Source organism: Brachybacterium tyrofermentans (genome assembly GCF_014897585.1).
Classification (GTDB): Bacteria; Actinomycetota; Actinomycetes; order Actinomycetales; family Dermabacteraceae; genus Brachybacterium; species Brachybacterium tyrofermentans.
This window is the reverse complement of sequence record NZ_JABUXW010000009.1, coordinates 1-25,193: the sequence shown is the minus strand read 5'-3', so window position 1 is coordinate 25,193 and position 25,193 is coordinate 1. Positions and strand designations below refer to the sequence as shown.

Here is a 25,193-nt window from a genome sequence, read left to right as displayed (position 1 = left end):
TTGGGGGATGCACACCAGCGCGCCGCACGACCCCTCCGCCCTCGCGAGCCCGGAGCCCGGGGCCGGCATCACCATCGCGATCGACGGCCCGGCCGGCTCCGGCAAGTCGACCGTCTCCCGCCTTCTCGCCGAGGCCCTCGACGGCGGGATCCTCGACACCGGTGCGATGTACCGCGCCGTCGCCTGGACCTGCCTCGAGCAGGGCATCGACCTTGCGGATCGGGACTCCGTCGCGGCGGTCGCCGACTCCCTGGACCTGGACCTGGGCACCGACCCGGAGGGCGCGACGGTCGTCGTCGGCGGCACCGACATCACGACCGAGATCCGCACGCAGCGGATCTCCGAGCAGGTCAGCGCCGTCGCCACGAACACCCTGGTGCGCGCGATCCTCCAGCGCCGACAGCGCGAGGTCCTGTTCGCGACCGCGGCCGAGCGCGGATTCTGCGTCGCCGAGGGCCGCGACATCACGACGGTGGTCGCCCCCGACGCCCAGGTGCGCGTCCTGCTGACCGCGTCCGACCAGGAGCGGATGAGACGTCGGGCCAGCGAGCTCGACCTCGAGGACTCCGAGGAGACCCGCGCCGCCATGGCTGACCAGGTGCTGCGCCGGGACCGCGACGACTCCACCGTCTCGGAGTTCCTGACCGCCGCCGAGGGCGTGCACACGGTCGACACCACCGGCCTGGACATCCCGGACGTCGTCGAGCGCGTGCTCATGCTGGTGGCGGAGGCCGAGGAGGCCGAGGAGAGCGCCCTCCACGGCGCGCCCGAGCCCGGCCCGCGCGCCGCTGAGCCCGTCGCCGGCCTCGGCGGCTCGACCGGTGCCGACGACGCGCACGACTCCACCGGCTCGACCGACTCGACTGGCTCGACGGACTCCGACGGACCGTCCGACGAGGACGTCGAGTCCGCACTGCGCGCTGGGCTCTCCGGCTACGACCTGGACGAGGAGGACCTGGCCCTGCTCGAGGGCGAGGACGCCGACGACCCCCGTCCCTCCGTGCAGCGCAACCTGCCGGTCGTCGCGGTCGTCGGCCGCCCCAACGTCGGCAAGTCGACCCTGGTCAACAGGATCCTCGGTCGCCGTGAGGCCGTGGTCGAGGACCGCCCCGGCGTCACCCGCGACCGCGTGTTCTACGAGGCGGAGTGGGCCGGCAAGGACTTCTGGCTCGTGGACACCGGCGGCTGGGAGGACCGTGTCCAGGGCATGGCCTATCGCGTCGCCGAGCAGGCGGAGGTCGCCATCTCCCTGGCCGACGTCGTGATGTTCATCGTCGATGCGAACGTCGGCATCACCACGACCGACGAGCAGCTCCTCAAGGTGCTGCGCACGGCCAAGTGCCCGGTGGTGCTGGTCGCCAACAAGGTCGACGACCAGCGCGGAGAGCTCGAGGCCGCAGGACTGTGGAACCTCGGCCTCGGCGAGCCGTTCCCCGTCTCCGCCCTCCACGGGCGCGGCTCCGGCGACCTGCTGGACGCGATGCTCGCGGCGATGCCGGAGGAGGGACGGGGCGCCCCGGTCGACAACGGGCCGCGACGCGTCGCGCTGGTGGGTCGGCCCAACGTGGGCAAGTCCTCCCTGCTGAACCGCCTGGCCAAGGAGCAGCGCGTCGTCGTCGACGACGAGGCCGGCACCACCCGCGATCCGGTCGACGAGAGGATCACCCTCGCCGGCAAGGACTGGACCTTCGTGGACACCGCCGGGATCCGTCGGCGCGTCCTGCAGTCGCAGGGAGCGGACTACTACGCCTCGCTGCGCACCCGGGCCGCCCTGGATCGTGCCGAGGTGGCCGTGGTGCTGCTGGAGGCCTCGGAGCCCATCTCCGCCCAGGACCTCAAGATCATCGACATGGTGCTGGAGTCGGGCCGTGCGCTCGTGCTCGCGTTCAACAAGTGGGACCTCATCGATGAGGAACGTCACAAGCAGCTGGAATGGGAGATCGAGAAGGATCTCGCGCACGTGGCCTGGGCCCCGCGCGTGAACATCTCGGCCCAGACGGGCCGTCACGCCGACCGTCTCGTGCCCGCGATCGAGCGTGCCCTGGAGTCGTGGGACATCCGGATCCCCACCGGGCGCCTCAACGCCTTCCTGGGCACCCTGGTCGCGGCGCATCCGCACCCCCTGCGCGGCGGCAAGCAGTCCCGCATCCTCTTCGCGACGCAGGCCCGCACCCGTCCGCCCCGCTTCGTGATCTTCGCGAGCGGGTTCCTCGAGCACGGGTACCGGCGATTCATCGAACGCCGCCTGCGCGAGGACTTCGAGTTCACCGGGTCGCCGATCGTGATCGGTGTGCGGATCCGCGAGAAGCGCCGCCGCTGAGCGCACGCCGGGCCAGGCGGGCCCGGCGTGCTGAGGTGGCCGGTGAGCCAGTAGTCTGGGGACATGAGCACCCCGAGCGACAACGGCCCCTGGACGCCTCAGGGCGGCGACGACGCCCAGCAGGCGGGGCAGGGGACCCCTGGTCAGGACCCGTGGGCCGCCCCGCAGGATGCCCAGCCCGCACAGGACCCGTGGGCGCAGCCGCAGGACGGTCAGCAGAACCCCTACGGCGCGCCCGGTGGCGAACAGGGCGATCAGCAGTACGGCCAGCAGAACTCCTACGGTGCCCCGCAGGCCGGACAGCCCGCGGCCCAGCAGCCGTACGGCCAGGGATCGGGCGCGTCGGCGTCGGACCCGTACGGCCAGGCGTCCGGTGCGGGCCAGCAGAACTGGACCCCGGCCGGTGGGCCCGTCCCGTCGGGCGCAGATCCCTTCGGACAGCCCGGCGCCGCCGGATACGGTCCGCAGAGTGGCCCGCAGGGCGGCCAGCCGGCCCCGATGGGGGCCCCGCACGATCCCCAGGCGCAGAGCCGCCTCGTGGTCGGCCTGCTCGGCATCTTCCTCGGCGGCTTCGGTGTGCACCGCTTCCTGCTGGGCTACACCACCATCGGGATCGTCCAGATCCTCGTCACCCTGATCACCTGCGGGTTCGGTGCGTGGTGGGGCATCATCGAGGGCATCATGGTGCTCGCGAAGTCGCCCACCTTCGAGCGTGACGCCCGCGGTCGTCCGCTCACCGACTGACCCGTGATCGACCACGCCGCCGGAGGAGCACGATGAGCTATCCGCCCCAGGAATATTCCCCCGATCGGGGATCCATCCAGACCAGCGCGATCTGGTTGATCGTCGTCGGATTCCTCTGCGGAGGGACCATCCCGGCGATCTTCGGGATCATCGCCCTCGTGCAGCTGAACGCGGACCCGCGGCAGGCCCAGCAGATGAACAAGGTCGGCTGGATCATCTTCTGGGTGCTCCTCGGCGTGGGGCTCCTGATCGCCCTCGCCTATGTCGTGTTCATGGTCTTGGCGTTCGGCCTCGCGTTCCTGCCTGTCATCCTGGGCGGCTGACCCGTACAGCATCCACCCCTCGCAGAAGGAGGACCATGGCCACGCCCGAGTTCGTGCTCGCCCTCCGGGAGCACGTCGGCCACGCCCCGCTCTGGCTGTCCGGGGTCACCGCGTTCGTGCTCGATCCCGCTCGCACCCGGATGCTCGCCGTGCGTCGCGCCGACACCGGTGCCTGGACCCCGGTCACCGGCATCATCGACCCCGGCGAGGAGCCGGCCACCGCTGCGGTCCGTGAGGTCGCCGAGGAGGCCGGTGTCGACTGCACGGCGCTGCGCCTCGTCGACGTGCGCACGCATGCGCCGATCACCTACGCCAACGGCGACGTCGCGCAGTACCTCGATCTGTGCTTCCTGTGCGAGCACGACGGGGGAGAGCCGTACCCGGCCGACGGCGAGAACACCCAGGCGCAGTGGTTCCCGATCGATGCGCCGCCCCCGATGAACGACCGGTTCCTCGAGCAGCTCGAGCTCATCCGGGCCGACCGGCCCGAGGCCCGGTTCCGTCGATGACCCCGCTCTCCCCACCGTCCCGTCCGCGCGACCGGGGCGGACCGTCCGACCCCCTGCCCGGCACCCGCGTGACCATCCCGCTGACCGACGCCCCGGGAGACCTGGCCGTCGTCCGGGTGATCGCCGCGCCCCGCCGGGACATGGCCCGTGCCGGGCGCCTCGGGACGCCGCTGCTTCCCTTCGCCGATTCCCTGCTGGTCGATGTCTCGGTCGACGGACGGCTCGTGCTCCCCGGCGCCTGGGTCCAGCGGGAGGTCCTCGACCGGGGCACGCCCCTCGCCCCGGTCCGCGTCGGTGCCGTGGATCTCCGCCCGCCTGCGGTGATCGCCGGCGACGGCGAGCAGGCTCAGCTGCACTGGGGCGAGACGGTCTGGCCCCTCGATCTCGGCGGAGTGGTCGCGATCCCCCCGACGGCTCGCGCCTCCGCCCACCCGCTGTCCCGCCTGCGCCGTCTGGTGCTCGTCGCCGCGGGACGCCGGGCTGATATCGCCCTCACGCTGTGGCAGGATCCGGGCTTCGAGCTGCCCTGGCACGATGTGCGCCTGCTGCCCCACGCCGCCCGCTGGTTCGAGCTCGCCGAGGTGCCGGTCGGGATGCGGTATTCCGACGCTGAGCAGGCGCAGGGTGTGGGACGGGCCCGCCAGCGTCCCTGACCGAGCGGTTGTCCACGCCCTGGCTCCGGACTTGTGATGTGCGCCGCACCGTATAGGGTCTCTGCTCGTGATCGACCACGACGAAGAGGTCCCCGTGCCCCCACGACCGCACCACCCGCCCCTGACCGACCGCCGCACGTTCCTGCGCTTCACCGCGGGCGCGGCCGCCGTTCTCCCGCTGACCGCCCTGGCCGGATGCTCCGGCAGCTCGCGAGATCCGAACTCGATCCGGATCGCCTTCCAGCAGTTCGGCTCCGGCACGATCAAGCAGGAATGGATCACCACTGCCGCACAGGAGTTCTCCGCCGAGAACCCGGAGCTCACGGTCGAGCTGGTGCCGATCGTCGCCTCCGAGAACGACTACTTCACCAAGAACGAGCTGCTCATGAGCTCACCCCGCACCAGCCCCGACCTCGTGTACGAGGACTCCTTCATCCTGCTCTCCGACGTCGGGGCGGACTATCTGCAGCCGATCACCGACCTGGTCGAGGGATTCGAGCACTGGGACGACATCGCGGAGGCATCGAAGAAGGCCGTCACCAGTGAGGACGGCGAGGCCTACGGCGTCCCCATCACCACGGACACCCGGGCGATCTGGTTCCACCGCGACGTCTTCGAGCAGGCGGGCCTGCCGCCGGACTGGCAGCCGGGGAGCTGGGAGGACATCCTCGAAGCGGCGCGCGCGATCCGCGACTCCGACAGCGAGGCGATCCCGTTCTTCCTCTTCGCCGGCACGCCGCAGGGGGAGAAGGCCTCGATGCAGGGCTTCGAGATGCTCCTGTACGGAACCGGGGATGGGAGCGGGCTGTACGACGCCGAGACCAAGAAGTGGATCCTGGGCAGCCCCGGATTCGTGGACTCCCTGACCTTCCTCAAGACCCTCTTCGACGAAGAGCTCACGGCGACCCTCGGTCAGCACCTCGACCCCAACATCTCCGAGACCATCTACTCCTCGCTGCTGCCCGACGGCAAGCTCGGGATGCTCGTGGACGGCTCCTGGATCTCGCAGAACTGGACGGAGACGGCGGCCCGCCCCTGGCCCGAGTGGCCCGATGTGGTCGGCCTGGCGGACATGCCCACGCAGGACGGCGGCGGGACCGGCACGATCACTCTGGCCGGCGGCTGGGGACTGTCGATCCCCGAGTACGTCACCGACCGGGACGTGGCCTACCGCTTCCTCGAGAAGCTCGTCTCCACGCAGACCCTCGTGCAGTACGCGATCGCCGACAACCACATCACGGTGCGCGCCGACGTCGCGGACAAGGAGGAGTACCTCAGCTACTCCCCGGCGGTCGAGTACTTCACGGATCTGCTGGAGACCGCCTACTACCGTCCGGCCCTGCCGGCCTATCCCGAGGTGTCCTCCGCGATCCAGGAGGCGATGGAGGCGGTCATGACCGGGACCAGCCCGGACGCCGCAGCCGCCGCCTACGACGCCACAGTCACCGACATCGTCGGCCCCGAGAACGTGCAGGAGGCCTCCGCATGACCACCGACGCCCCACCTGTTCCCGGGCGCACCGCCCCGGCCCCGCGCCGACGTCACGGCACGCTGGGTGACGGGCTCACCCTCTCCCGGGCCCTGCCGATGGTGCCTGCCGGGGTGCTGCTGGTCGGCTTCATGCTCGGCCCGATCATCTACTCGCTGTACCTCGCCTTCACCGACAGCGCCATCCGCGGCGACGGCGCCTCCGAGACCAGCTTCGTGGGCTTCGACAACTTCGTCGACGCCTTCACCGACGCCGACTTCTGGAACTCCGTCGCCCTGACGCTGATCTTCACCGTGGTCTCCGCCGTGATCGGCCAGAACGTGATGGGCATGCTGCTGGCGCAGCTCATGGAGCGCGCCAACCGGATCATCACCTTCGTGGTCACCTCGGTGGTGATCGCCGCCTGGATCCTCCCGGAGGTCGTGGCCGGTTACCTGCTGTACACGTTCTTCGCGGCCGAGGGCAGCCTCAACACGATCCTCACCTCGATCGGTCTGCCCGGTCAGGACATGCTCTTCACGGCCCCGATCATCGCGGTCTCCTTCGCGAACATCTGGCGCGGCACAGCCTTCTCGATGCTGGTCTACTCGGCGGCCCTGAGCTCGGTGCCCGGCGACATCTACGAGTCGGCGGCCCTGGACGGCGCCGGCCCCGTGCGCCGCTTCGTCTCCGTGACCCTGCCGCTGATGCGCCCGGCGATCGCGACCAACCTGATGCTGACCACCCTCCAGACCCTCTCCGTCTTCGGGCTCATCTTCATCATGACCGGCGGTGGTCCGGCCCGACAGAGCCAGACCCTGCCCCTGTACATGTACGAGCAGGCGTTCTCCTACGGACAGCTCGGGTACGGCACCGCCGTGGCCCTGCTGCTGCTCCTGATCGGGGCCGTCGCCTCGCTGGTGTACCTGCGCCTGCTGCCCGAGGAGGACAAGCGATGAGCGCGACCACCCGTACCCGCCCGCAGGGCGATGCACCCACTGCGAAGGTGTCCAAGCAGGGCTCCCGAGCCCGCAGCGCCCATGTCGCCAGCACCGTGGTGATGATCGTCATCGGTCTCGCGTTCCTGGTTCCGCTGCTGTGGGTCGTGCTGGCGTCCTTCGACACCGAGGCTTCGCTGTCCGTGGCCTGGCCCGACCGCTGGAGCCTGGGCAACTTCTCCGCGATCTGGAACGCGGAGACCACCTTCCGGCCCCTGCTGAACTCGCTGATCCTGTGCGGCGGCGCGACCGTGGTGACGATGTGCGCGGCGATCCTGTGCGCCTACCCGATGTCCCGGTTCCGCTTCAGGGCCAAGCGCTCGCTGCTGCTGACGATCATCTTCTCCACCGGCCTGCCGATCACCGCGATCATGATCCCGGTGTACTCGCTGTTCGTGCAGGTGAACCTCATCGACTCGATGTTCGGGGCGATCCTGTTCCTGGGGGCCAGCTCGCTGCCCTACGCGATCTTCCTGACCAAGGGGTTCATGGACGGCGTGCCGATCGAGATCGAGGAGTCCGCCTGGACCGAGGGCGCCGGAGTGCTGCGTGCCCTGTGGTCCGTGGTGATCCCGCTGATGCGCTCGGGCCTCGCCGTCGCCACGATCTTCACGTTCGTGAGCATGTGGGGCAACTTCTTCGTCCCGTTCATGCTGCTGCTGAGCCCGGAGAACCTGCCGGCGGCGGTCACGCTGTACACCTTCTCCTCGCAGTACGGGCAGGTCGCCTACGGCCAGCTCGCGGCCTTCTCGATCTTCTACTCGCTGCCGGTCGTCGCCCTCTACCTGTTCCTGGGCCGCAACCTGGGCAAGGGCTTCGCGGCCGCCGGCGGCGTCAAGGGCTGATCCGCCGGGCGGCGCCGATCCGGGTGGATCGGCGCCGCCGTCATGCCGGTCGACTCAGGCGACGGAGGGCTCGCGCCGGGTGCGCCGGCTGCCCCGACGGGCGAGGAGGGCCGACGGCCGACGGTGCCCGTTCAACCACTTCCCGATCCAGCTGGGGCGCACCATCAGGTCGTAGCTCAGCAGCAGCACCGCCATCACGACCCCGAGGGTGAGCACCAGCTTGACGAGCACGGGCAGCCCCAGATCGGCGAGCGGCACCGCCGCCAGCAGCAGCAGCGGGAAGTGCAGGAGATAGACCCAGTAGGAGGAATCTGCGAGGTAGCGCACCCACGGGATCTCGCGACGCACCAGGCGCGCGCACAGTCCCAGGAGCCCGTAGACCCACGCCCAGCCGGCGAGCGCCGCGCTGATGGCCACGACGGCCCCGGGCAGCATCGGCGACAGCAGGAGCGTCACCGGGGTGAGGACCAGGGCGATGCCCAGGTGGAGCACCCATCGGCGTTCCACGCGGGTCAGCGCATCCGGCCGGGAGCGCAGGAACCATCCGGCCAGGAAGGCGCCGCTGTAGGCGATGCTCGCGCCGGCCACGGGGACCAGCGTGTACGGCTCGGTGATGCTCGCCATGCCGCCGCCCTGCACGATCAGCCCCAGCGCATACGGCACCGCGACCACGAGGAGTCCCGCCCGGGACGCGAGCAGATCGCTGATCCGGCCGGAGAGCCTCCCGGCCCGGTCGGCCCCCAGCACCCGCACCAGCACGGCCCGCACCGCCACCACCACGAGCGCGATCTCCACCAGGAGCAGCAGGAACCACAGGTGCATCGTGGGCAGGGCGAGGAAGCCGGTCGGGGCGCCCGGATCGACCGGTGGGGCGGAGGCCGGCCCGAGATCACGCATCACGCCGTTGAGGACCAAGGCACCGACCATCAGCACGAACAGGACCGGCCCGAGAGTGGGGAGCGGGAGCCCGATGCGCAGCAGCCGATCGCGCACATAGGACCCCGCGCCCCGTCGATGCAGCACCATGTGCCCGAAGTACCCCGCGAGCATCATGAACAGGACCATCCGGAACAGATGGATCACGCCGACCGCGCCGAGGGCGACGCCGGACTCGTGGATGTCGTCGACCAGCCAGTACCCGCCGGGCAGGAAGGGCATCAGCGCGTGCAGGAGCACCCCGAGCAGGAGCGCCCCACCGCGCAGCGCGTCGAGATGGTGCAGGCGCGGCGAGGCGCCGGGTGGGGTGGGGGCCGGGGACGGCGGAGCCGAGGAGCCGGGAGTCGGCGCGGCAGGAACAGGGTGCGAGGACATGGGAACGACGCTAGGGGAGCGGGAGGCTCGCCGCCTCGCCCGATCGGGATCAGGGCCCTCCACCGATCAGTGGATGCCGCCACCCTGGCGCGGGCGAGCATCTGCGGCGAGACTGCTCGGTATGGCGATTCATCCCGCGACGACCGGGCGGCGGGTCGGGGACGGGCCTGTCGGCGACGGCCCCGAGCTCGAGGGCCCAGGTCTCGAGCGTCCCGATGTCGAGCCCGACCTGGCACCGGGCCCGCTCGGCGCGGTGATCGAGCGGTGGATCCCTCCTGCCCTGCTGATCGTGTCCTGGATCGTGGGATGGATCGCGGCGCACACCTGGATGGTGGGCGAGCCGGTGACGTGGGCGCTCGTGCCCACTGCGGCCCTCCTGGCCCTGCGGGTCGTGCTGGAGCGCACGCTGCGACGCACCGGCCCTGATTCACCCCAGCTCATCGCGGGCTACGGTCTGCATCTCGTGCTGGTCCTCGTTGCGCTCGTCCTCAATCCGCTGACCTGCATCTATGCCTTCTGCGGGTACCTCGATTCCGGTCGTTTCCTCGGTGGCGCACGGGAGAGGGCCGTCGTCGTGGCGACCGCGCTGCTGTGCGCGGTCGGCCAGGTGGGCGGATTCCGGGTGGTCCACGAGGAGACCTGGTTCTTCGCCGGGCTCGCCGCGGTGAACCTCCTGATCGCGCTCGGCATGATGCACCTGGCGCGCGAGCGGGAGGGGCTCCTCGTGCAGCGCGAGCGTTCGCTGGCCGAGATCTCCCGGGTGAACGAGGAGAACTCCCGGCTTCACGAGCAGCTGATGGCCGGGGCGCGGCGCGCAGGAGCGGGGGAGGAGCGGACCCGGCTCTCGCGCGAGATCCACGACACCGTCGCGCAGGGCCTGGTGGGCGTGATCCGGCAGCTGGAGGCCGTGGGTCCGGGGATCGACGAGGCCGCGCGGCATCGCGTGACCGTGGCGGAGGAGGCCGCCCGTGACTGCCTGCTCGAGGCCCGCCGTGCGGTCGAGGCGCTCGGGCCGCACCAGCTGCACGACGGCGACGTCGTCGAGGCGCTGTCCACCCTCGTCGCCCGCTGGGCACGGACCCATCGGGTGGTCGCCGGCTTCGACGGCGACGACGCACCCCGCGACGGCCGGCACGCGGAGGTGCTGGTGCGCATCGCGCAGGAGGCGCTGGCGAACATCGCCCGCCATGCGGAGGCCGGCGCCGTGAGCGTGACGCTGACCGGGGACGACCGCGACCAGATCCTGCAGGTCGTGGACGACGGCATCGGCTTCGACCTGGAGACGGTGCCTCGGGGTCACGGCCTGGAGAACATGCGGACCCGCGCCCTCGAGGCCGGCGGGGACCTCGGTGTCGACGCGCGCACCGGCCGGGGCTGCACCGTGACGGCGAGGGTGCCCCGATGACAGGGACGGATCCGGTGCGGGTGGTGGTCGTCGACGACCATCCGGTGGTGCGCGACGGACTCGTCGCGATGCTCGGGGCCGAGCCGGGCCTCGAGGTCGTCGGCACCGCGCAGGACGGGGTGGAGGCTCTCGTGGTGATCGGCTCCTCCGCGCCGGACGTCGTGCTCATGGACCTGCGGATGCCGGGAGGCCACGGCGTCGACGCGATCCGGGCCCTGCGCGGCGGTGGTCGGAAGCGGCCGCGGATCCTGGTCCTCACCACCTATGACACGGATCGGGACATCCGCAGCGCGCTCGAGGCGGGGGCCGACGGCTACCTGCTCAAGGACACGCGCCGCGAGGACGTCATCCGCGCCGTGCACGACCTCGTCGCGGGCCGTGCCGTCCTCGCCCCGGCCGCCCTCGCGGCCCTCACCGGTGCACCCGGGGCCCGGATCGCCCTCAGCGGTCGGGAGGCGGAGGTGCTGCGCCTGGTCGCGGACGGCTGCACGAACCGCGCCGCCGCCTCACGGCTCGGCATCGGCGAGGCGACCGTGAAGACGCACCTGATGCACGTCTACGAGAAGCTCGGCGTCGGCGACCGGGCCTCCGCGGTCCGCACGGCCTGGGAGCTCGGGCTGGTCTGAGCGACCGTTCGGACGGGATCCGGCGTCGCGGCGCGCCGCCGCCTACGGTGGGGCCACGCGACCAGTCACCGCCCGATCCGTCCCTGAAGGAGTCGTGATGAGCCAGTCCTCGTCCACCGAGTCGCCCCGAGATCCCGAGAGCACCTTGTCACCGGTCATCGCTCGGCGTGCACGCGATCTCGCCACCGTCGACGGCCGCCCGTCGTTCGCGGAGCAGGACCAGCAGCCGCCAGGGCTGACCGCGCCCATGGATCCCGTGCCCGACCATGGCGAGCACAGCTACGTCGGCCATGGACGTCTGAAGGGTCTGTCCGCCCTCATCACCGGTGGGGATTCCGGGATCGGCCGCGCCGTGGCGATCGCCTACGCCCGCGAGGGCGCCGACGTCGCGATCTCCTACCTCCCCGAGGAGCAGGAGGACGCCGAGGAGACCGGCCGGTGGATCCGGGAGGCGGGACGCCGGGCCCTGCTGCTGCCCGGCGACATCCGCGAGGAGAGCACCGCCCGGTCGCTGGTGACGCAGACGGTCGCCGAGCACGGCGGCCTCGACGTGCTCGTCAACAATGCCGCCTTCCAGTGGGGTCGCGCCGAGCCGCAGGGCCTCGACGGCATCGATTCCCTGCGGCTGCACCGCACGCTGACCACGAACCTCGAAGCGCTGTTCTGGATCACCCAGGAGGCGGCCCGGCATCTCGGCGAGGGCGCGTCGGTGATCAACTGCTCCTCGATCCAGTCCTACGACCCGTCGGTGCCGCTGATGGACTATGCGGCCACCAAGGCGGCGATCAACAACGTGACCGTGAATCTGGCGGCGGATCTGGGGCCGCGGGGGATCCGTGTCAACGCCGTCGCCCCGGGGCCGATCTGGACCCCGCTGAACGTCGCGACCCGCATCAGCGACGACTACGTCGAGTTCGGGGGCAACACGCCGCTGGGCCGCGCGGGCCAGCCGGCGGAGTGCGCCGGTGCCTTCGTGTTCCTGGCCTGCCCCGCCGAGGCGAGCTACGTCTCGGGAACCGTGCTCGGCGTCACCGGCGGCCGCCCCGTCTTCTGAACGTCAGCGGAAGATGATCGTGCGGGTCCCGTCCAGCAGGACGCGGGACTGGGCGAACCACGTGACCGCCTGCCGCAGGGTGCGCACCTCGGCGTCCTGCCCGATGGCCATGAGCTCCTGGGGGGAGCGGGTGTGGTCCACGCGGATCACGTCCTGCTCGATGATCGGGCCCTCGTCGAGATCGCTCGTGACGAAGTGGGCCGTCGCCCCGATCTGCTTGACGCCGCGGGCATGGGCCTGGCGGTAGGGGTTCGCGCCCTTGAACCCCGGCAGGAACGAGTGGTGGATGTTGATGCAGCGCCCGGCGAGCTCCGCGCACAGCTCGGGCGAGACGATCTGCATGTAGCGGGCCAGGACCACGAGCTCGACGTCGTGCTCGTCGATCGCCGCGCGCACCCGGTCCTCGAAGGCGGCCTTGGCGCCCTCGCCCTTGGTGGGCAGGTGCTCGAAGGGGATCCCGTGGAAGCTCGCGAGGGGCTCGAGGGTGGGGTGGTTGGCCAGGATCAGCGGCACCTCGATGGGCAGGTGGCCGGCGTCGACCTGGAACAGCAGGTCGTTCACGCAGTGCTTGGCGGTGGAGCCGAGCACGAGGGTGCGCACCGGCCGTCCCACCACGTCGAGCCGGTGCTCGATGCCGAAGCGTTCGACGACGGGGGCCAGCGCCGCGGCGATCTCCTCGGCGGTCGCCGTGGTGGTCAGCTGCAGGCGCATGTAGAAGCGATGCGAGCTGCCGCTCTCGAACTGGCGGCTCTCCGTGATGTTCCCGCCCACCTCGACGATGGCCCCGGTGACGGCATGGACGATGCCGGGACGGTCCTCGCACACGAAGGTCAGGACGTACTCGACGGTGGGGGACGGGACACCGGTGGCGGCGATCGGACTGCTCATGCCCGGAAGTCTAGGAGGGGACGGGGCCCGGGGCGATGACCGCCCGCATGACGGGGCCCCGGAATGGGGCCGACGTCACGGCGTCGGGAGGCTCGCGCTCAGCTCCGGCCGTCGCGCCACAGCGTCGAGGGCCACCAGATCACCCTGCCGAGGTCGTGCGCCAGGGCCGGGACCAGGAGCGTGCGGACCACGAAGGTGTCCAGCAGCACGCCGAAGGCGACGATGAACGCGATCTGTGCGAGGAACAGGATCGGGATGACCGCGAGGGCGGCGAAGGTCGCCGCGAGCACCAGGCCGGCCGAGGTGATCACGCCGCCGGTGACGGCCAGTCCGCGCACCACCCCCTCCCGGGTCCCGTGCTGCAGGGCCTCTTCCCGGACCCGGGTCATGAGGAAGATGTTGTAGTCGATGCCCAGTGCGACGAGGAAGACGAAGCCGAACAGCGGCACCGCCGGATCGGCGCCCGGGAAGTCGAGGAGGTGGTTGAACACCAGCGCGGCCACGCCCAGTGCCGTGCCGAAGGACAGCACCGTGGTGGCCACCAGCAGCACCGGAGCCAGGACCGAGCGCAGCAGGAGCATGAGGATCAGCAGGATCACCACCAGCACGACGGGGATGATCAGCGCCCGGTCATGGGCGGAGGCGTCATTGGTGTCGATCGATGTGGCCGTCACCCCGCCCACGATCTCCGCGAAATCCTCCTCGTCCAGCGCGGCACGCAGATCGCGCACGGTCTGCTCCGCCGCAGAGGAGTCCGGGGCGTCGGTGAGGGTGCCCTGGACGAGCACCCTGCCGTCGACCACGGTGGGTGCTGGAGCGGGAGTCCCGGGAGGCCCCTGGGCCTGGATGCCCTCGGTGCTCACCGTCGCGGAGCCGCTCGGAGAGTCCGCGGCGACGACGGAGACGGCGTCGATGCCGTCGTCCGCGAGGAGCACGTCGGTCGTGGCCTGGAGGTCGTCCTCGGCGACGATGACCTCGACCGGGCTGCCGGCACCGGCTGGGAAGTGCTCCCCGAGCGCGACCTGGCCGTCGCGGGCGGAGGAGGCTCCGAGGACGAGGTCGGACTGGGGGACGCCGTCGGCGTCCAGCTGGAGCGCGCCCACGCAGCCCACGGCGAGCAGCACCGCGGTGAGGATCCAGACCGGCCGCGGACGGCGCGACACGGCGGTGGCGACCTTCCCCCAGAGGCCGTGGTCGGCTGCGGACGAGGTGCTCCGGGAGGAAGCCGGGTCGAAGCGCGGGCGGCGCGGCCAGAAGGCCGCTCGACCGGCGACATAGAGCAGGGCGGGCAGGAAGGTGAGGGCCGCGAGCATCGCGAACACGATGCCGATCGCCGCGACGGGCCCCAGGGTGCTGTTGGACTTCAGATCCGACAGGAGCAGGCAGAGCAGTCCGGCGATCACGGTGCCGCCGGAGGCGAGCACCGGCTCCACGGTGCCGCGCAGGGCGGAGATGGTGGCCGCCCATCTCCTCTCCTGCCGGCGCAGCTCGTCGCGATAGCGGGAGACGTACAGCAGCGAATAGTCGGTCGCCGCCCCGATGACCAGGATGAACAGGATGCCCTGGGTCTGCCCGCTCAGCAGCAGCAGATCGGCGGCCGCGAGGTGCCAGATCGTCAGCAGCGCCACGCAGAGGGCGAACATGCTGGTGGACAGCACGATCAGCGGCAGCAGCAGGGACCGGTAGACGATGACGAGGATGATGAACACCGCCGCGAGCGCCACGCCCAGCAGGAGGCCGTCGATGCCGGCGAAGGCGGCGCCCAGATCCGCGGAGAAGCCGGCCGGCCCGGTCACGTGGGCGCTGAGTCCCGTCGGCAGATCGGCCGACAGCTGCGCATCGAGCTCGCCGACGATGGTGCCGATGTCGGCATCGGCGTCGACCGGGACGACGACCTGCACCGCGAGACCGTCCTCGGAGGGGATCGGCGGGGAGACGTCGTCGACCACACCGTCCACGGAGGAGAGCGACCGGGCCGACTCGGTGAGGGCGGACAGCTGCTCGTCGGTGAGCTCCTCGTCGGAGGTCACGACGAGGATGGCGGGGATCGCCTCGGATCCGAGGAAGCCCTCGGCGAGCGCCTGGACCTGGGTGGCCTCCGCCGAGTCCGGGAGGTACGCGGTGCGGTCGTTGGAGGAGACCTCGTCGACCCGCCCGAAGTAGGGGCCGCCGATCCCGGCGAGAGCGATCCATCCCAGGATCAGCAGGGCGGGAAGCACGATACGCAGGGGCCGCAGCAGGCGTGACTCGCTCATGGGGGTGACCTTCCGGTGGTGACTGACGACCAGTGTCGCATACATCGTTAGCTTGGCTAGTAACTCTCCGTTCGAGATACTGGCCCAGTACGATTCACGGATGACACGACAGGACACCGACACCCCAGGAGAGCAGGCGGGGGAGCAGAGGGACCTGCCCAGCGTCTACTCCCTCGCGGGGAGCGATCCGCACGGGGAACTCGTGGATCGCAGCGGGCTGAGCCCGGCCGACCTCGTGCAGATCGACGAGGTGATGGCGGCCCTCGTGCATCTGCGGGCGGCGGAGAAGCGCCTGGCGGAGGCATCCTTGCGCTATATGGAGCTGGGGGAGACGGACATGCGGGCGCTGCATCTCCTGATCGTGAGCGAGAACGCCGGCTCCCTGGCCACCCCTGGGGTGATGGCGGAGTCGCTGGGGATCTCGAGCGCCTCGACGACGAAGCTCATCGATCGGCTGGAGCGGGCCGGTCATGTGCGGCGAGGGCGTCATCCCACGGACCGGCGTGCGATCGTCGTCACCATCGAGCCGACTACCCGCGCGGCCGCGCTGCGCACAGTCGGTGCGCATCAGGCACGTCGGGTCCATGTGGTGCGGCGTCTCGATCCTCAGGAGCGGGAGACCGTGACCCGGTTCCTGGAGGACATGGCCGCGGAGATCTCCATCGAGGGGATCGACTGGGCCGAGCACCCTGCTCACGTCGCAGACGCAGAGGGCGCAGCGGATAGCGGGGGCACAGCTGGACCCACGGGCGCCGCGGGCTCCTGAGGAGCACCGCGGCGCCCGGTGGTCGATCTCTCGGATCCCTCAGCGGTGGGCGCGCGCGTACTGCGGCGGGATGGGTGCCGCGTCATAGCGCACCGCGTGCGCGGCGCGCAGCGGGAAGTTCGGATCGCGGAGCATCTCCCGGCCCACGAGCACCACGTCCGCCAGGCCGGTCGCGACGATCTGCTCAGCCTGGAAGGGCTCGTCGATCATGCCGACGGCGCCGGTGGGGAGCCCGCTCGCTGCCCTGACCGCGGTCGCCAGCGGCACCTGGTAGCCGGGACCGACGGGGATCGGGGCGGGGGACTGGTTGCCGCCGTTGGAGATGTCCAGCAGATCGACGCCGTGCTCCTTGAGCCAGGCGCCGACCTGGCCCACCTCGTCGACGCGGAGCCCGTCCTCGAGCCAGTCCGTTCCAGACAGGCGCACGAGCAGCGGCATCCCGTCGCCGATCTCGGCACGCACGGCATCGACGATCTCCAGCAGCAGGCGGCTGCGGTTCTCGAGCGAGCCGCCGTACTCGTCCTCGCGGTGGTTCGACAGCGGGGAGAGGAACTCGTGCAGCAGGTAGCCGTGGGCTCCATGGAGCTCGATCAGGTCGAAGCCGGCCTCGACCGCTCGGCGGGCCGATGCGACGAAGGCGCGGACGACCACGTCGATCCCGGCGGCGTCCAGCGCGCGGGGCGCTGCCAGCCCGGGGAAGGGGGTCTCGGAGGGGCCGACGGTCTCCCAGCCGCCCTCCTCCGGGGTCAGGCTGCCCGAGCCCTCGGTGCCCCACTCGGGGTGGGTGGAGGCCTTGCGGCCCGCGTGGGCGAGCTGGATGCCCATGGCGGCTCCCTGGCTGTGGGCCAGGTCGACGATCGGTGCGAGCGCGTCGCGCTGGGCGTCGTTCCAGAGCCCGAGGTCTGTGGGGGAGATGCGACCCTCGGGGACCACTCCGGTGGCCTCGACGATGATCGCTCCGGCGCCGCCGCGGGCGAGCGATCCGTAATGCATGAGATGCCAGGGGGCGGGGACCCCGTCGAGGGTGTCGACGGAGTACTGGCACATGGGCGGCACCCAGATCCGATTGCGGATCTCGAGGCTGCGCAGGGTGATGGGGGTGAAGAGTGCGTGGGTCATGCGATGAAGCTACGCCCGGAGATATCGGCTGACCAATAGCGATCTCGATGTCGGGTATCACGATTGTGATCGCCTCTGACCTACCATGTGGCGATGTCCACGACTCCGCTCACCTCACGTCCGATCGCACCGAGCAGCCCGGCGTCGTCGGTGGAACCCGCCCGGTCCGGTGCCGGCAGTGCGGATCTGAACCTGCTGCGCACCTTCCTCGCCGTCTATCGGGCCGGGACGTTCACGGCGGCCGCGCCGCTGCTCGGCCTGTCCCAGCCCACGGTGACCTCGCAGATCAAGGCGCTCGAGAAGCACATCGGTCATCGGCTGTTCGACCGCGGTCCGCGCGGGGTGGAGCCGACCGCCTATGCCAGCGGCCTCGCCTCCAGGGTCGCCGAGGCGCTCGACTCGCTGGCGGACGTCGACGACGCCGTCTGCGCCTCCGGCGGGCGCGCGGCGCCCGTCCACCTCGCCGGCCCCGCCGAACTGCTCTGCACGAGGCTCCTGCCCGCCGTGGCGCCGCTGGTGGCCGAGGGGGTGCAGGTGCGGCTGGAGCACGGCGTGCCCGAGGAGCTGATCGACGGCCTGCGTGAGGGTCGGCACGATCTGGTCGTCACGACCCGCCGCCCGCGCGGCCGGTCTCTCGAGTCGACCCCCCTGGCCGACGAGGAGTACCTGCTGGTCGCCTCGCCGCGGTGGGCGCGATGGATCGCGCAGGAGCGCGGCGACCAGGAGCTGTGCACCGCGCTGAAGGAGGTGCCCCTGGTCAGCTATGCGGAGGACATGCCGATCGTGAGGCGGTACTGGCGGACCGTGTTCGGCAGGCAGCATCCTCCGATCGGACCGGCGCTCACGGTGCCGAACCTGCATGATGTCGTGGCCGCCCTGACTCGTGGTGCCGGCTACAGCGTGGTCCCCCGGTCCCTCTGCTCCGACCATCTGGCCGCAGGCCGACTGGTGCAGCTGGACGACCCCTGTGACGGGCCGTTGAACACCCTCTTCCTGGTGCGGCGGCCGGGCTCCCGATCCAATCCCGACGTGGCGCGGGTCCACGACGCGCTGCGCGCCGATGCCCTGTGCTGGAACTCCCCGCCGGAGGGGCGGCAGAAGCCGTTAACTACCAGATGGTCGGGCCTGTGACCTGCATCGCGAATAACGGGATCGATCGGGGTTGATGGGCGGCTTGACGGGGTGCTCACCCCCGGGTGATGGTCTGCATACCGGCTCACACTTGCCAGATGGGGCGATCTTCGCTATGGGAGTCGGTCATGGAGATCGGGATCGCCCCCGTGATGAAGAGAGGTCTCCCATGGACGCCACAGTCTTCGAGTCCCACGAATCCACCATCCGCGGCTACTGCCGCAACTACCCCACGGTGTTCGCCTCCGCGTCCAATGCGCGGCAGGTCGACGAGGACGGGAAGTCCTACCTGGACTTCTTCGCCGGGGCCGGAGTGCTCAACTTCGGGCACAACAACCCGCGCATGAAGGACGCACTGATCGCGTTCCTCCAGGCCGACGGCGTCGCCCACAGCCTGGACACCTACACCACCACCAAGCGCGACTTCATCGCACGCTTCCAGGAGGTGGTCCTGGAGCCGCGGGGGATGGACCACAAGATGCAGTTCATGGGCCCCACGGGGTCCAACGCGGTCGAGGCGGCGATGAAGCTCGCCCGGCTCGCCACGGGCCGACGGGAGATCGTGGCCTTCAGCCACGGCTTCCACGGCATGACGCTGGGCTCCCTGGCGGCCACCGCCAACCATGCGTTCCGCCAGTGGGCCGGCGTGCCCCTGGAGAACATCCAGCGGCTCCCCTTCGAGACCGCCCCGGGCGGCGAGTCAGCCATCGCCGACTACGCCGCAGCGCTGCGGGATCCCTCGAGCGGTATGCGACCCCCGGCCGCCTTCCTCGTGGAGGCGGTCCAGGCCGAGGGCGGCGTGAACGTCGCCAGCACGGAGTGGCTGCACGAGGTCCAGGACCTCGCCCACGAGGTCGGCGCCCTGTTCGTCATCGACGACATCCAGGCGGGGGTGGGGCGCACCGGCGGCTACTTCTCCTTCGACGGGATGGGGCTGGACCCGGACATCATCACGCTCGCGAAGGGCCTGGGAGGCTTCGGCACCCCGATCGCCATGAACCTCAACAAGCCCGAGGTCGACGCCCACTGGTCGCCGGGTGCGCATACGGGCACCTTCCGCGGGCAGGGGCTGTCCTTCGTCGCCGGCACCGTGGCGCTGGACTACTTCACCGACGAGGCCTTCCTCGCCGAGGTCCTCGCCAAGGGGCAGCGGATGCGCGATCGGCTCGAGAGCATCGCCGCGAAGAACCCGGATCGGGGCTGGGAGGTGCGCGGGCGCGGCATGATGCAGGCCCTGGACACCCACGACGGCGCCTTCGCCAAGCGGGTCCAGCAGGCGGCCTTCGAGGCCGGTCTGCTGATCGGCCCCTGCGGCAGTGAGGGGCGGGTGATCAAGCTGATCCCGCCGCTGACGATCCCGGAGGACGACCTCGCCGCCGGACTCGACCTGCTCGAGGGGGCCCTCGCCGCCGCATCGGACGCGGACTGATGCGCCGCCGGTCCGATATGACCTTCGCTCCGGAGGAGTACGAGCGGAGGCTTTCGGAGCTGCGGCGGCGGATGGGGGAGCGGGAGCTCGATGCGGTGATCATCACCGATCCCGAGAACCTGATGTACCTCACCGACTACCAGACCACCGGGTACTCGTTCTTCCAGGCCCTGATCGTGCCCCTGGAGGCGGATTCGGTGATGATCACCCGTGCGCTCGAGGAGTCCAACGTGATCGCACGGACCTGGCTGGAGCACTCACGTCCCTATCCCGACAGCGGTGACGCGATCCTCGAGCTGGTCAGCACCCTGCGCGACCTGCGCCTCGGGGATGCCACGGTGGGATACGAGCGCAACAGCTACTACTTCCCCGCCTATCAGCAGGATCGCTTCCACGACGCCTTCGGCGAAGGACTGGTGGACTGCTTCGGCATCGTCGAGGAGGGCAGGATCCGCAAGTCCCCGGCCGAGATCGAGGTGATGCAGCTCGCGGCCTATGCCGGCGAGGCGGGGATGGCCGCGGGGCTGCGCGCCGCGATGGCCGGTGCCACCGAGAACGATGTGGCCGCGGCGATCACCTCGGCGATGTTCCGTGCCGGTGGCGAGTTCCCGGCGGTGGTCCCGTACGTCGCCTCGGGGCCCCGGACGATGATCGGCCACTCCACCTGGGAGGGCCGCATGATCCGGCCCGGGGAGCATGTGTTCCTCGAGGTCGGAGGCTGCTACCGCAGATATCACACCGCCATGATGCGCACCGCCGTCAACGGTGCGCTCTCGGACTCGATGCACTCCGCCCAGGAGCTCATGAAGCAGACGCTCGCGGAGCTGCGCAGCCTCATGAAGCCAGGGGTGACGGTCTCCGAGATCGCTGAGCTCACGCGCACCCGCATCGAGAGCAACGACGTGGGGGCGCAGCTCGTCACCCGCGCCGGCTACTCGATCGGGATCGCGTTCCCGCCGTCCTGGGACGAGGGCTACATCATCTCCCTGCTGGAGGGGGACGAACGCCCGCTCGAGGAGGGCATGACCTTCCATCTGCTCCCGTGGATGTGGGGTGTGGACGGGAACAAGACCGTCGGCATCTCGGACACCGTCCACGTCACCGCGGACGGCTGCGAGTCGTTCTTCACCCTGCCGGAGGATTTCACCGTCCACGAGAGCTCCGCCCGTTCATTCCGCACCTCTGCCGTCGTCGCGCCGAGCTTCTGAGAGGAGCTGCATCATGACCATGCTGACAGCCATCGATCCCACCACCGGCGCCGTCGTGCGCGAAGTGCCTGCCGCGACCCCCGAGGAGATCACGGCGATCATCGACCGGGCCCAACAGGCCTATCCCGCCTGGAGGGACGCCGGGATCGAGGAGCGCGCCGCGGTGATGCGCCGGGTCGCCGACTACATGCGGGAGCACGTCGAGGAGCTCGCACCCGTGATGACGCAGGAGATGGGCAAACCGATCGGGGAGTCCTGCGGAGAGGTGGTGAAGTCCGCCTGGGCCGCCGAGCACTACGCTGAGCATGCCGCGGAGTACCTCGCCGACGAGCACCTCCCCTCGGACGCGACCAGCTCCTACGTCCAGTACCTGCCGCTCGGGCCGGTGCTCGGGATCCTGCCCTGGAACGCCCCCTTCTGGGTCGCGTTCCGCTTCTGCGCCCCGGCGCTCATGGCCGGGAACACCTGCGTCATGAAGCACGATCCCCATGTGCCCGGCTGTGCGGCCGCGCTCGAGGAGGTGTTCCGCGCAGCGGGTGCCCCGGAGGGGATCTTCCAGACCCTCCAGGCCCGCACCGAGGACGTCGAGCAGGCGATCCGCGATCCGAGGATCCAGGCCGTCTCCTTCACCGGCTCGGACCGGGCCGGCGCGAAGGTCGCCGCGATCGCCGCGAGCGAGATCAAGCCCGCGGTGCTCGAGCTGGGCGGTTCGGACCCCTGCATCGTGCTGGCCGACGCGGACCTCGCCACAGCGGCCGAGGTCTCCGCCCTGTCGCGGATCATCAACGCCGGGCAGTCGTGCATCGCCGCCAAGCGGGTGATCGTCGAGCGCTCCGTCCACGACGAGTTCGTCGAGCTGCTCACCGCGCAGCTGAAGGACCTCGTGGCCGGCGATCCCCGGGACGAGGCCACCAAGGTGGGGCCCATCGCCCGGCAGGAACTGCGCGAGAACCTCCACCGGCAGGTCACCACCAGCCTCGAGGCCGGGGCCACCCGCGTCCTCGGCGGCGAGATGCCGCAGGGGGAGGGATTCTTCTATCCGGTCACCCTGCTCACCGGCGTCGAGCCGGGGATGGCCGCCTGCACGGAGGAGACCTTCGGACCGCTGGCCGTGGTGATGGCGGCCGAGGACGCGGAGCACGCGCTCGCGCTCGCGAACGACACGCCCTACGGTCTGGGCGCCGCGATCTGGACGGAGACGGAGCGCGGGGTCGAGCTCGCCCGGAGGATCGAGGCGGGCCAGGTCAGCGTGAACGGCATCGTGAAGTCCGATCCGCGCCTGCCCTCGGGCGGCATCAAGCGCTCGGGCTACGGCCGCGAGCTGGGTCCGCACGGGATCCGCGAGTTCACCAACGCCCAGCAGATCTGGGTGGGTCCGGTGCGCTCGTGAGGCTGATCCGCACACGACGAAGGCCGTCGATCCGCAGATGCGGATCGACGGCCTTCGTCGTCGGTCGGGCTGACAGGATTTGAACCTGCGACCCCCTGACTCGGAGCGAACTAGGGGTAGACGCCCAGGTCGGACGACGAATGCGCTGGCAGTGAGTGGATACTTGCAGCCACATGCTTCACGGAGGTTCCGGGATGTGACCGCCAAATACCGCCGCTAGCGGTCACTCTAGCGGTCACTTTCGAACATGGCGGCTGCCGCAGAGACCACAGCCTCCGTGCTCGTGACCGCCGTGTACCGCTGCCGATTCACGGCTGCCGTATGCCCGAACAACCGAGTGCGGGTCGCCTCCGGCAGCACGTCGTACAACAGGGTGTTGTTCGTCGTGCGCCACGAGTGCCCGCGCTCATTCTCGAACATCTCGATGTTCAGCTTCTCGGCTAGCTCCTTGTACATCGCCGCGAGCTTCCTGTCCCGGTTGCGCGGATCCCACGGCTTGGCCGGGTCCGTCGGCGACGGGAACAGCCACGGAGACCCCGACTCGAGCCTCGCCGCCAACCGCTTGCTCACCGCAGGGGCGAGGACAGGGACTGGGCGACCCGTTCGCGTCTTCGTGGCCTCCGGCGACAACTCAACGATGAACGTGCCCGAATCGTCCACGCGGCAGTCCTCCGTGGGCCTCATGCACAGCTCAGAGGTCCGCAGCCCCGTCGTCGCCTGCGCGAGCACGATGTCGATGCACGCGGCCCGCTCGACCACCCGCTGTCCGTGCGTCCACCGTCCACGCTTCGGCGCCTCCACGTCCTCCGGATCGGCGGTCAGCAGGTACTCGATCGCCGCGCGGTACTGCTCCGCGGTCAGCGCCCGGCCGCCCCGCGAGTATGCGGGCCTCTTCGCCCCGGACAGGTCGAGATCCAGCTCGATGAGGGGGTTGTACTCGATCACCTCATCCACGCGCAGTGGCGCCGCCAGGTACTTCTTCGCGACCGTCTTGGCATGTTTCGCGTTGACCGCACCGTGCAGCCTCCCGATCTCCTCCAGGCACGAGATCAGGGCTCGAGGCCGCATCGCCTCTCGCAGCGACAAGCCGGCCAGAGAATGGGTGTGCTTGCATGCCTCGTCGCCGCACTCCCCGCGCAGAAGCCGGTACGCGAGCTCGTAGCGCCGGGTCGTCGTGTCGGCCAGTCGCTCAGCACGGATGGCCGGGAGCGTGACCTTGTCCAGATAGTCGAGGGTGTCGCTGGTGCCCTTCCACCTGCCGTCGCTGGAGCTGCTCAGCAGGTCTGCAGCCCGCGCCCGCGCGCGAGCCCTCACCTTGCCCTTCGTCGGACCCTGAGTGAGCGGGCGCATGAGCCGCCCGTTGTTGAGTCGAATCGACCATCGGATGGCGAAGCCGTCGCGGTACGGGAATACCTGAGCCCGGTCGATGCTGTGCTCTCCAGGTTCCAACCTGGTGGTCGCGGCGCGAGACATGCACGCCCCTCCTCTCGCCGATCACATCAGCCTACGGTCACCGCGTCCTCGACCAAAGCCCCTCCGACGAACTCCCCAGCCCAGCGAAGGTCGACGCGGTCTAAGCCCTCGTCGCCCTCTGCACCTCCTGCACGGACATCGCGTGCGTCCCCCGCATGGCCGTATCGAGCCACTCCTGCTAGTTGTATGAGGTCATGACGTTGTCGACACGTTCGTGGACTCGGGTGGCCGGGGGCTGATCAGCGCAGGCGGTGTGTGGCCGATGGTAGTTGTAATGGTGGACCCAGATGTTGATCGCTTCGCGCCGTTCGTCTTCGGAGTAGAAGGCGTGGGCGTAGAGGCATTCCTCGGCAAGGATCCGCTGGTAGCGCTCGACTTTCCCGTTGTGTCGGGGCGTGTAGGGCCGAGTCCTTTGATGCCGCGACGCGTGCGCGTTCACGGTGCGAACGAAGGTCTTCGCGCGGTAGTTGGAGCCGTTGTCGGTGACCACCCGGACCAGGCGAGTGATGCCGTGAGCGGCGAAGAATGCCCTGGCCCGGGCGAAGAAGGCGATGGTGGTTGCTGCGGTCTCGTTCTCGAGGGCTTCGGTGTAGGCGAGGCGTGAGTAGCCGTCGATCGCGGAGTGCAGGTAGGTATAGCCCACGCGCTGATGGCGTGCTCGGGTGCTGCCTCGGCCGTGGAGTCGCCAGCCGCCGCCGTCGGGGATCTGGCCGACCTTCTTCACGTCCAGGTGGAGCATGTGCCCCGGGAAACGGGCGATGATCTTCCCGGTCTCGCGGTTGTTCTCCCCGGTCGGGTCGAGGTCACGGCGGCGGGAGATCCCGAGGCGCTGCAGCCAGCGTCCGATGGTGCGGACGCAGTAGTGGTGGCCGCGGTCGGCGAGCTCGAGAGCGATGCGGCGGGCGGACCATTTGCGGTCTCGTCTCCAGGCGTCGATGAGTTCGAGGACCTCGATCGGTGGCCGCGAGGGTCGTCGTGCTGGGGCGCTGGGGCGGTCCTGGAGAGCTTCGATGCCGTCGTCGCGGTAGCGGTGCACCCACTTCGTCAGAGTCGAGCGGGCGATGCCGGCTTCGGCGGCGACGTGGGCGACGGGGCGACCATCATCTTCGACACGTTGGACCAGGCGGAGTCTTCCGGCAGGGGTCAGCGGCGAATTACGGTGGGTCATGGAACGGGTCTCTTCCAGCAGATGGACGGCTTCAGCACCACCCATCGTGCCGGTCGGGCGTGTCAGATGGTCTGTGTAAGCCGTACCGAGAGGAACGGTAAGAATCATGA

General features: G+C 70.3%; 22 protein-coding genes. 16 read left to right on the top strand and 6 right to left on the bottom strand.

The features are described 5' to 3' along the window. Positions 1-7: 7 nt before the first annotated feature. From der to INT49_RS08070, 8 genes are all read left to right on the top strand, one after another. Complete coding sequence (gene der, locus INT49_RS08105) at positions 8-2,320, top strand: bifunctional cytidylate kinase/GTPase Der (RefSeq protein ID WP_193117229.1); 2,313 nt, start codon at positions 8-10, stop codon at positions 2,318-2,320. Between the two features lie 63 nt (positions 2,321-2,383). Then, positions 2,384-3,064 (top strand): TM2 domain-containing protein, encoded by a 681-nt coding sequence (locus INT49_RS08100; protein ID WP_193117228.1) that lies wholly within the window; start codon positions 2,384-2,386, stop codon positions 3,062-3,064. A 32-nt stretch (positions 3,065-3,096) separates the two neighbouring features. Continuing rightward, positions 3,097-3,387 carry a hypothetical protein gene (locus tag INT49_RS08095; RefSeq protein WP_193117227.1) on the top strand — a complete coding sequence of 97 codons (291 nt, stop codon included), beginning with the start codon at positions 3,097-3,099 and terminating at the stop codon, positions 3,385-3,387. Between the two features lie 35 nt (positions 3,388-3,422). Further along, the gene (locus INT49_RS08090) at positions 3,423-3,896 is read left to right on the top strand and encodes an NUDIX hydrolase (protein ID WP_193117226.1); all 474 of its coding nucleotides are present in this window, start codon (positions 3,423-3,425) and stop codon (positions 3,894-3,896) included. Further along, a complete protein-coding gene (locus INT49_RS08085) occupies positions 3,893-4,549 on the top strand; it encodes a hypothetical protein (RefSeq protein WP_193117225.1) in 657 nt (218 codons plus the stop codon). Before INT49_RS08090 ends, INT49_RS08085 begins: the two co-directional genes overlap by 4 nt. Before the next feature lie 67 nt (positions 4,550-4,616). Next, positions 4,617-6,038, top strand: coding sequence for a substrate-binding domain-containing protein (locus tag INT49_RS08080; protein ID WP_319021552.1), 1,422 nt, complete (start codon positions 4,617-4,619; stop codon positions 6,036-6,038). Next, on the top strand, positions 6,035-6,976 hold the full coding sequence (locus INT49_RS08075) for a carbohydrate ABC transporter permease (RefSeq protein ID WP_193117224.1): 942 nt from the start codon (positions 6,035-6,037) through the stop codon (positions 6,974-6,976). The genes INT49_RS08080 and INT49_RS08075 overlap by 4 nt, the downstream gene beginning before the upstream one ends. After that, positions 6,973-7,860: a carbohydrate ABC transporter permease gene (locus INT49_RS08070; RefSeq protein WP_193117223.1), complete on the top strand. Its 888-nt coding sequence runs from the start codon at positions 6,973-6,975 to the stop codon at positions 7,858-7,860. Before INT49_RS08075 ends, INT49_RS08070 begins: the two co-directional genes overlap by 4 nt. A 54-nt stretch (positions 7,861-7,914) precedes the next feature. Here the strand turns inward: INT49_RS08070 and INT49_RS08065 are convergent, their stop codons facing one another. Continuing rightward, positions 7,915-9,171, bottom strand: coding sequence for an acyltransferase family protein (locus INT49_RS08065; protein WP_193117222.1), 1,257 nt, complete (start codon positions 9,169-9,171; stop codon positions 7,915-7,917). 121 nt (positions 9,172-9,292) lie between these two features. On the opposite strand from INT49_RS08065, the gene INT49_RS08060 reads away from it, so the two are divergent. The 3 genes from INT49_RS08060 to INT49_RS08050 all read left to right on the top strand — a co-directional run bounded on the left by INT49_RS08060 (position 9,293) and on the right by INT49_RS08050 (position 12,256). Continuing rightward, positions 9,293-10,576 carry a sensor histidine kinase gene (locus INT49_RS08060; RefSeq protein ID WP_193117221.1) on the top strand — a complete coding sequence of 428 codons (1,284 nt, stop codon included), beginning with the start codon at positions 9,293-9,295 and terminating at the stop codon, positions 10,574-10,576. Further along, positions 10,573-11,202: a response regulator gene (locus INT49_RS08055; protein WP_193117220.1), complete on the top strand. Its 630-nt coding sequence runs from the start codon at positions 10,573-10,575 to the stop codon at positions 11,200-11,202. Before INT49_RS08060 ends, INT49_RS08055 begins: the two co-directional genes overlap by 4 nt. 97 nt (positions 11,203-11,299) lie before the next feature. Continuing rightward, the gene (locus tag INT49_RS08050; protein ID WP_193117219.1) at positions 11,300-12,256 is read left to right on the top strand and encodes an SDR family oxidoreductase; all 957 of its coding nucleotides are present in this window, start codon (positions 11,300-11,302) and stop codon (positions 12,254-12,256) included. Positions 12,257-12,259: 3 nt separating this feature from the next. On the opposite strand, the gene INT49_RS08045 is transcribed toward INT49_RS08050, so the two are convergent. Beyond that, entirely contained in the window at positions 12,260-13,144 is an 885-nt protein-coding gene (locus tag INT49_RS08045) for a formyltetrahydrofolate deformylase (RefSeq protein WP_193117218.1), read from the bottom strand. Positions 13,145-13,242: 98 nt separating this feature from the next. Beyond that, entirely contained in the window at positions 13,243-15,399 is a 2,157-nt protein-coding gene (locus INT49_RS08040; RefSeq protein WP_193117217.1) for an MMPL family transporter, read from the bottom strand. A 100-nt stretch (positions 15,400-15,499) separates the two neighbouring features. Here INT49_RS08040 and INT49_RS08035 point away from each other — a divergent pair, with 100 nt between their 5' ends. Continuing rightward, a complete protein-coding gene (locus INT49_RS08035) occupies positions 15,500-16,165 on the top strand; it encodes a MarR family winged helix-turn-helix transcriptional regulator (RefSeq protein WP_193117216.1) in 666 nt (221 codons plus the stop codon). Between the two features lie 39 nt (positions 16,166-16,204). Here the strand turns inward: INT49_RS08035 and INT49_RS08030 are convergent, their stop codons facing one another. After that, entirely contained in the window at positions 16,205-17,284 is a 1,080-nt protein-coding gene (locus tag INT49_RS08030) for an NADH:flavin oxidoreductase/NADH oxidase (RefSeq protein WP_193117215.1), read from the bottom strand. Between the two features lie 93 nt (positions 17,285-17,377). Between INT49_RS08030 and INT49_RS08025 the strand changes: the two genes are divergently transcribed. From INT49_RS08025 to INT49_RS08010, 4 genes are all read left to right on the top strand, one after another. Further along, positions 17,378-18,415, top strand: a complete 1,038-nt coding sequence (locus INT49_RS08025) for a LysR family transcriptional regulator (protein ID WP_193117214.1) — start codon at positions 17,378-17,380, stop codon at positions 18,413-18,415. A 169-nt stretch (positions 18,416-18,584) separates the two neighbouring features. After that, on the top strand, positions 18,585-19,844 hold the full coding sequence (locus INT49_RS08020; RefSeq protein ID WP_193117213.1) for an aspartate aminotransferase family protein: 1,260 nt from the start codon (positions 18,585-18,587) through the stop codon (positions 19,842-19,844). Beyond that, positions 19,844-21,052 carry an ectoine hydrolase gene (gene doeA / locus INT49_RS08015; protein WP_193117212.1) on the top strand — a complete coding sequence of 403 codons (1,209 nt, stop codon included), beginning with the start codon at positions 19,844-19,846 and terminating at the stop codon, positions 21,050-21,052. Before INT49_RS08020 ends, doeA begins: the two co-directional genes overlap by 1 nt. Positions 21,053-21,065: 13 nt before the next feature. Further along, a complete protein-coding gene (locus INT49_RS08010) occupies positions 21,066-22,442 on the top strand; it encodes an NAD-dependent succinate-semialdehyde dehydrogenase (protein WP_193117211.1) in 1,377 nt (458 codons plus the stop codon). 228 nt (positions 22,443-22,670) lie between these two features. On the opposite strand, the gene INT49_RS08005 is transcribed toward INT49_RS08010, so the two are convergent. Together INT49_RS08005 and INT49_RS08000 are read right to left on the bottom strand one after the other, a co-directional pair. Beyond that, a complete protein-coding gene (locus INT49_RS08005) occupies positions 22,671-23,792 on the bottom strand; it encodes a tyrosine-type recombinase/integrase (RefSeq protein ID WP_193117210.1) in 1,122 nt (373 codons plus the stop codon). A gap of 301 nt (positions 23,793-24,093) precedes the next feature. Next, entirely contained in the window at positions 24,094-25,083 is a 990-nt protein-coding gene (locus tag INT49_RS08000) for an IS481 family transposase (RefSeq protein WP_193117209.1), read from the bottom strand. Positions 25,084-25,193: the final 110 nt, after the last annotated feature.

Excerpts from the sequence above, each read along its gene's own strand:
- INT49_RS08045 (WP_193117218.1), bottom strand. The coding sequence starts at position 13,144 with ATGAGCAGTCCGATCGCCGCCACCGGTGTCCCGTCCCCCACCGTCGAG.
- INT49_RS08005 (WP_193117210.1), bottom strand. The coding sequence starts at position 23,792 with ATGCGCCCGCTCACTCAGGGTCCGACGAAGGGCAAGGTGAGGGCTCGC.
- INT49_RS08095 (WP_193117227.1), top strand. The coding sequence starts at position 3,097 with ATGAGCTATCCGCCCCAGGAATATTCCCCCGATCGGGGATCCATCCAG.
- INT49_RS08010 (WP_193117211.1), top strand. The coding sequence starts at position 21,066 with ATGACCATGCTGACAGCCATCGATCCCACCACCGGCGCCGTCGTGCGC.
- doeA (WP_193117212.1), top strand. The coding sequence starts at position 19,844 with ATGCGCCGCCGGTCCGATATGACCTTCGCTCCGGAGGAGTACGAGCGG.
- INT49_RS08020 (WP_193117213.1), top strand. The coding sequence starts at position 18,585 with ATGGACGCCACAGTCTTCGAGTCCCACGAATCCACCATCCGCGGCTAC.
- INT49_RS08100 (WP_193117228.1), top strand. The coding sequence starts at position 2,384 with ATGAGCACCCCGAGCGACAACGGCCCCTGGACGCCTCAGGGCGGCGAC.
- INT49_RS08035 (WP_193117216.1), top strand. The coding sequence starts at position 15,500 with ATGACACGACAGGACACCGACACCCCAGGAGAGCAGGCGGGGGAGCAG.
- INT49_RS08070 (WP_193117223.1), top strand. The coding sequence starts at position 6,973 with ATGAGCGCGACCACCCGTACCCGCCCGCAGGGCGATGCACCCACTGCG.
- INT49_RS08030 (WP_193117215.1), bottom strand. The coding sequence starts at position 17,284 with ATGACCCACGCACTCTTCACCCCCATCACCCTGCGCAGCCTCGAGATC.
- INT49_RS08090 (WP_193117226.1), top strand. The coding sequence starts at position 3,423 with ATGGCCACGCCCGAGTTCGTGCTCGCCCTCCGGGAGCACGTCGGCCAC.
- INT49_RS08050 (WP_193117219.1), top strand. The coding sequence starts at position 11,300 with ATGAGCCAGTCCTCGTCCACCGAGTCGCCCCGAGATCCCGAGAGCACC.
- INT49_RS08055 (WP_193117220.1), top strand. The coding sequence starts at position 10,573 with ATGACAGGGACGGATCCGGTGCGGGTGGTGGTCGTCGACGACCATCCG.
- INT49_RS08085 (WP_193117225.1), top strand. The coding sequence starts at position 3,893 with ATGACCCCGCTCTCCCCACCGTCCCGTCCGCGCGACCGGGGCGGACCG.
- INT49_RS08025 (WP_193117214.1), top strand. The coding sequence starts at position 17,378 with ATGTCCACGACTCCGCTCACCTCACGTCCGATCGCACCGAGCAGCCCG.
- der (WP_193117229.1), top strand. The coding sequence starts at position 8 with ATGCACACCAGCGCGCCGCACGACCCCTCCGCCCTCGCGAGCCCGGAG.
- INT49_RS08060 (WP_193117221.1), top strand. The coding sequence starts at position 9,293 with ATGGCGATTCATCCCGCGACGACCGGGCGGCGGGTCGGGGACGGGCCT.
- INT49_RS08075 (WP_193117224.1), top strand. The coding sequence starts at position 6,035 with ATGACCACCGACGCCCCACCTGTTCCCGGGCGCACCGCCCCGGCCCCG.
- INT49_RS08000 (WP_193117209.1), bottom strand. The coding sequence starts at position 25,083 with ATGACCCACCGTAATTCGCCGCTGACCCCTGCCGGAAGACTCCGCCTG.
- INT49_RS08040 (WP_193117217.1), bottom strand. The coding sequence starts at position 15,399 with ATGAGCGAGTCACGCCTGCTGCGGCCCCTGCGTATCGTGCTTCCCGCC.
- INT49_RS08065 (WP_193117222.1), bottom strand. The coding sequence starts at position 9,171 with ATGTCCTCGCACCCTGTTCCTGCCGCGCCGACTCCCGGCTCCTCGGCT.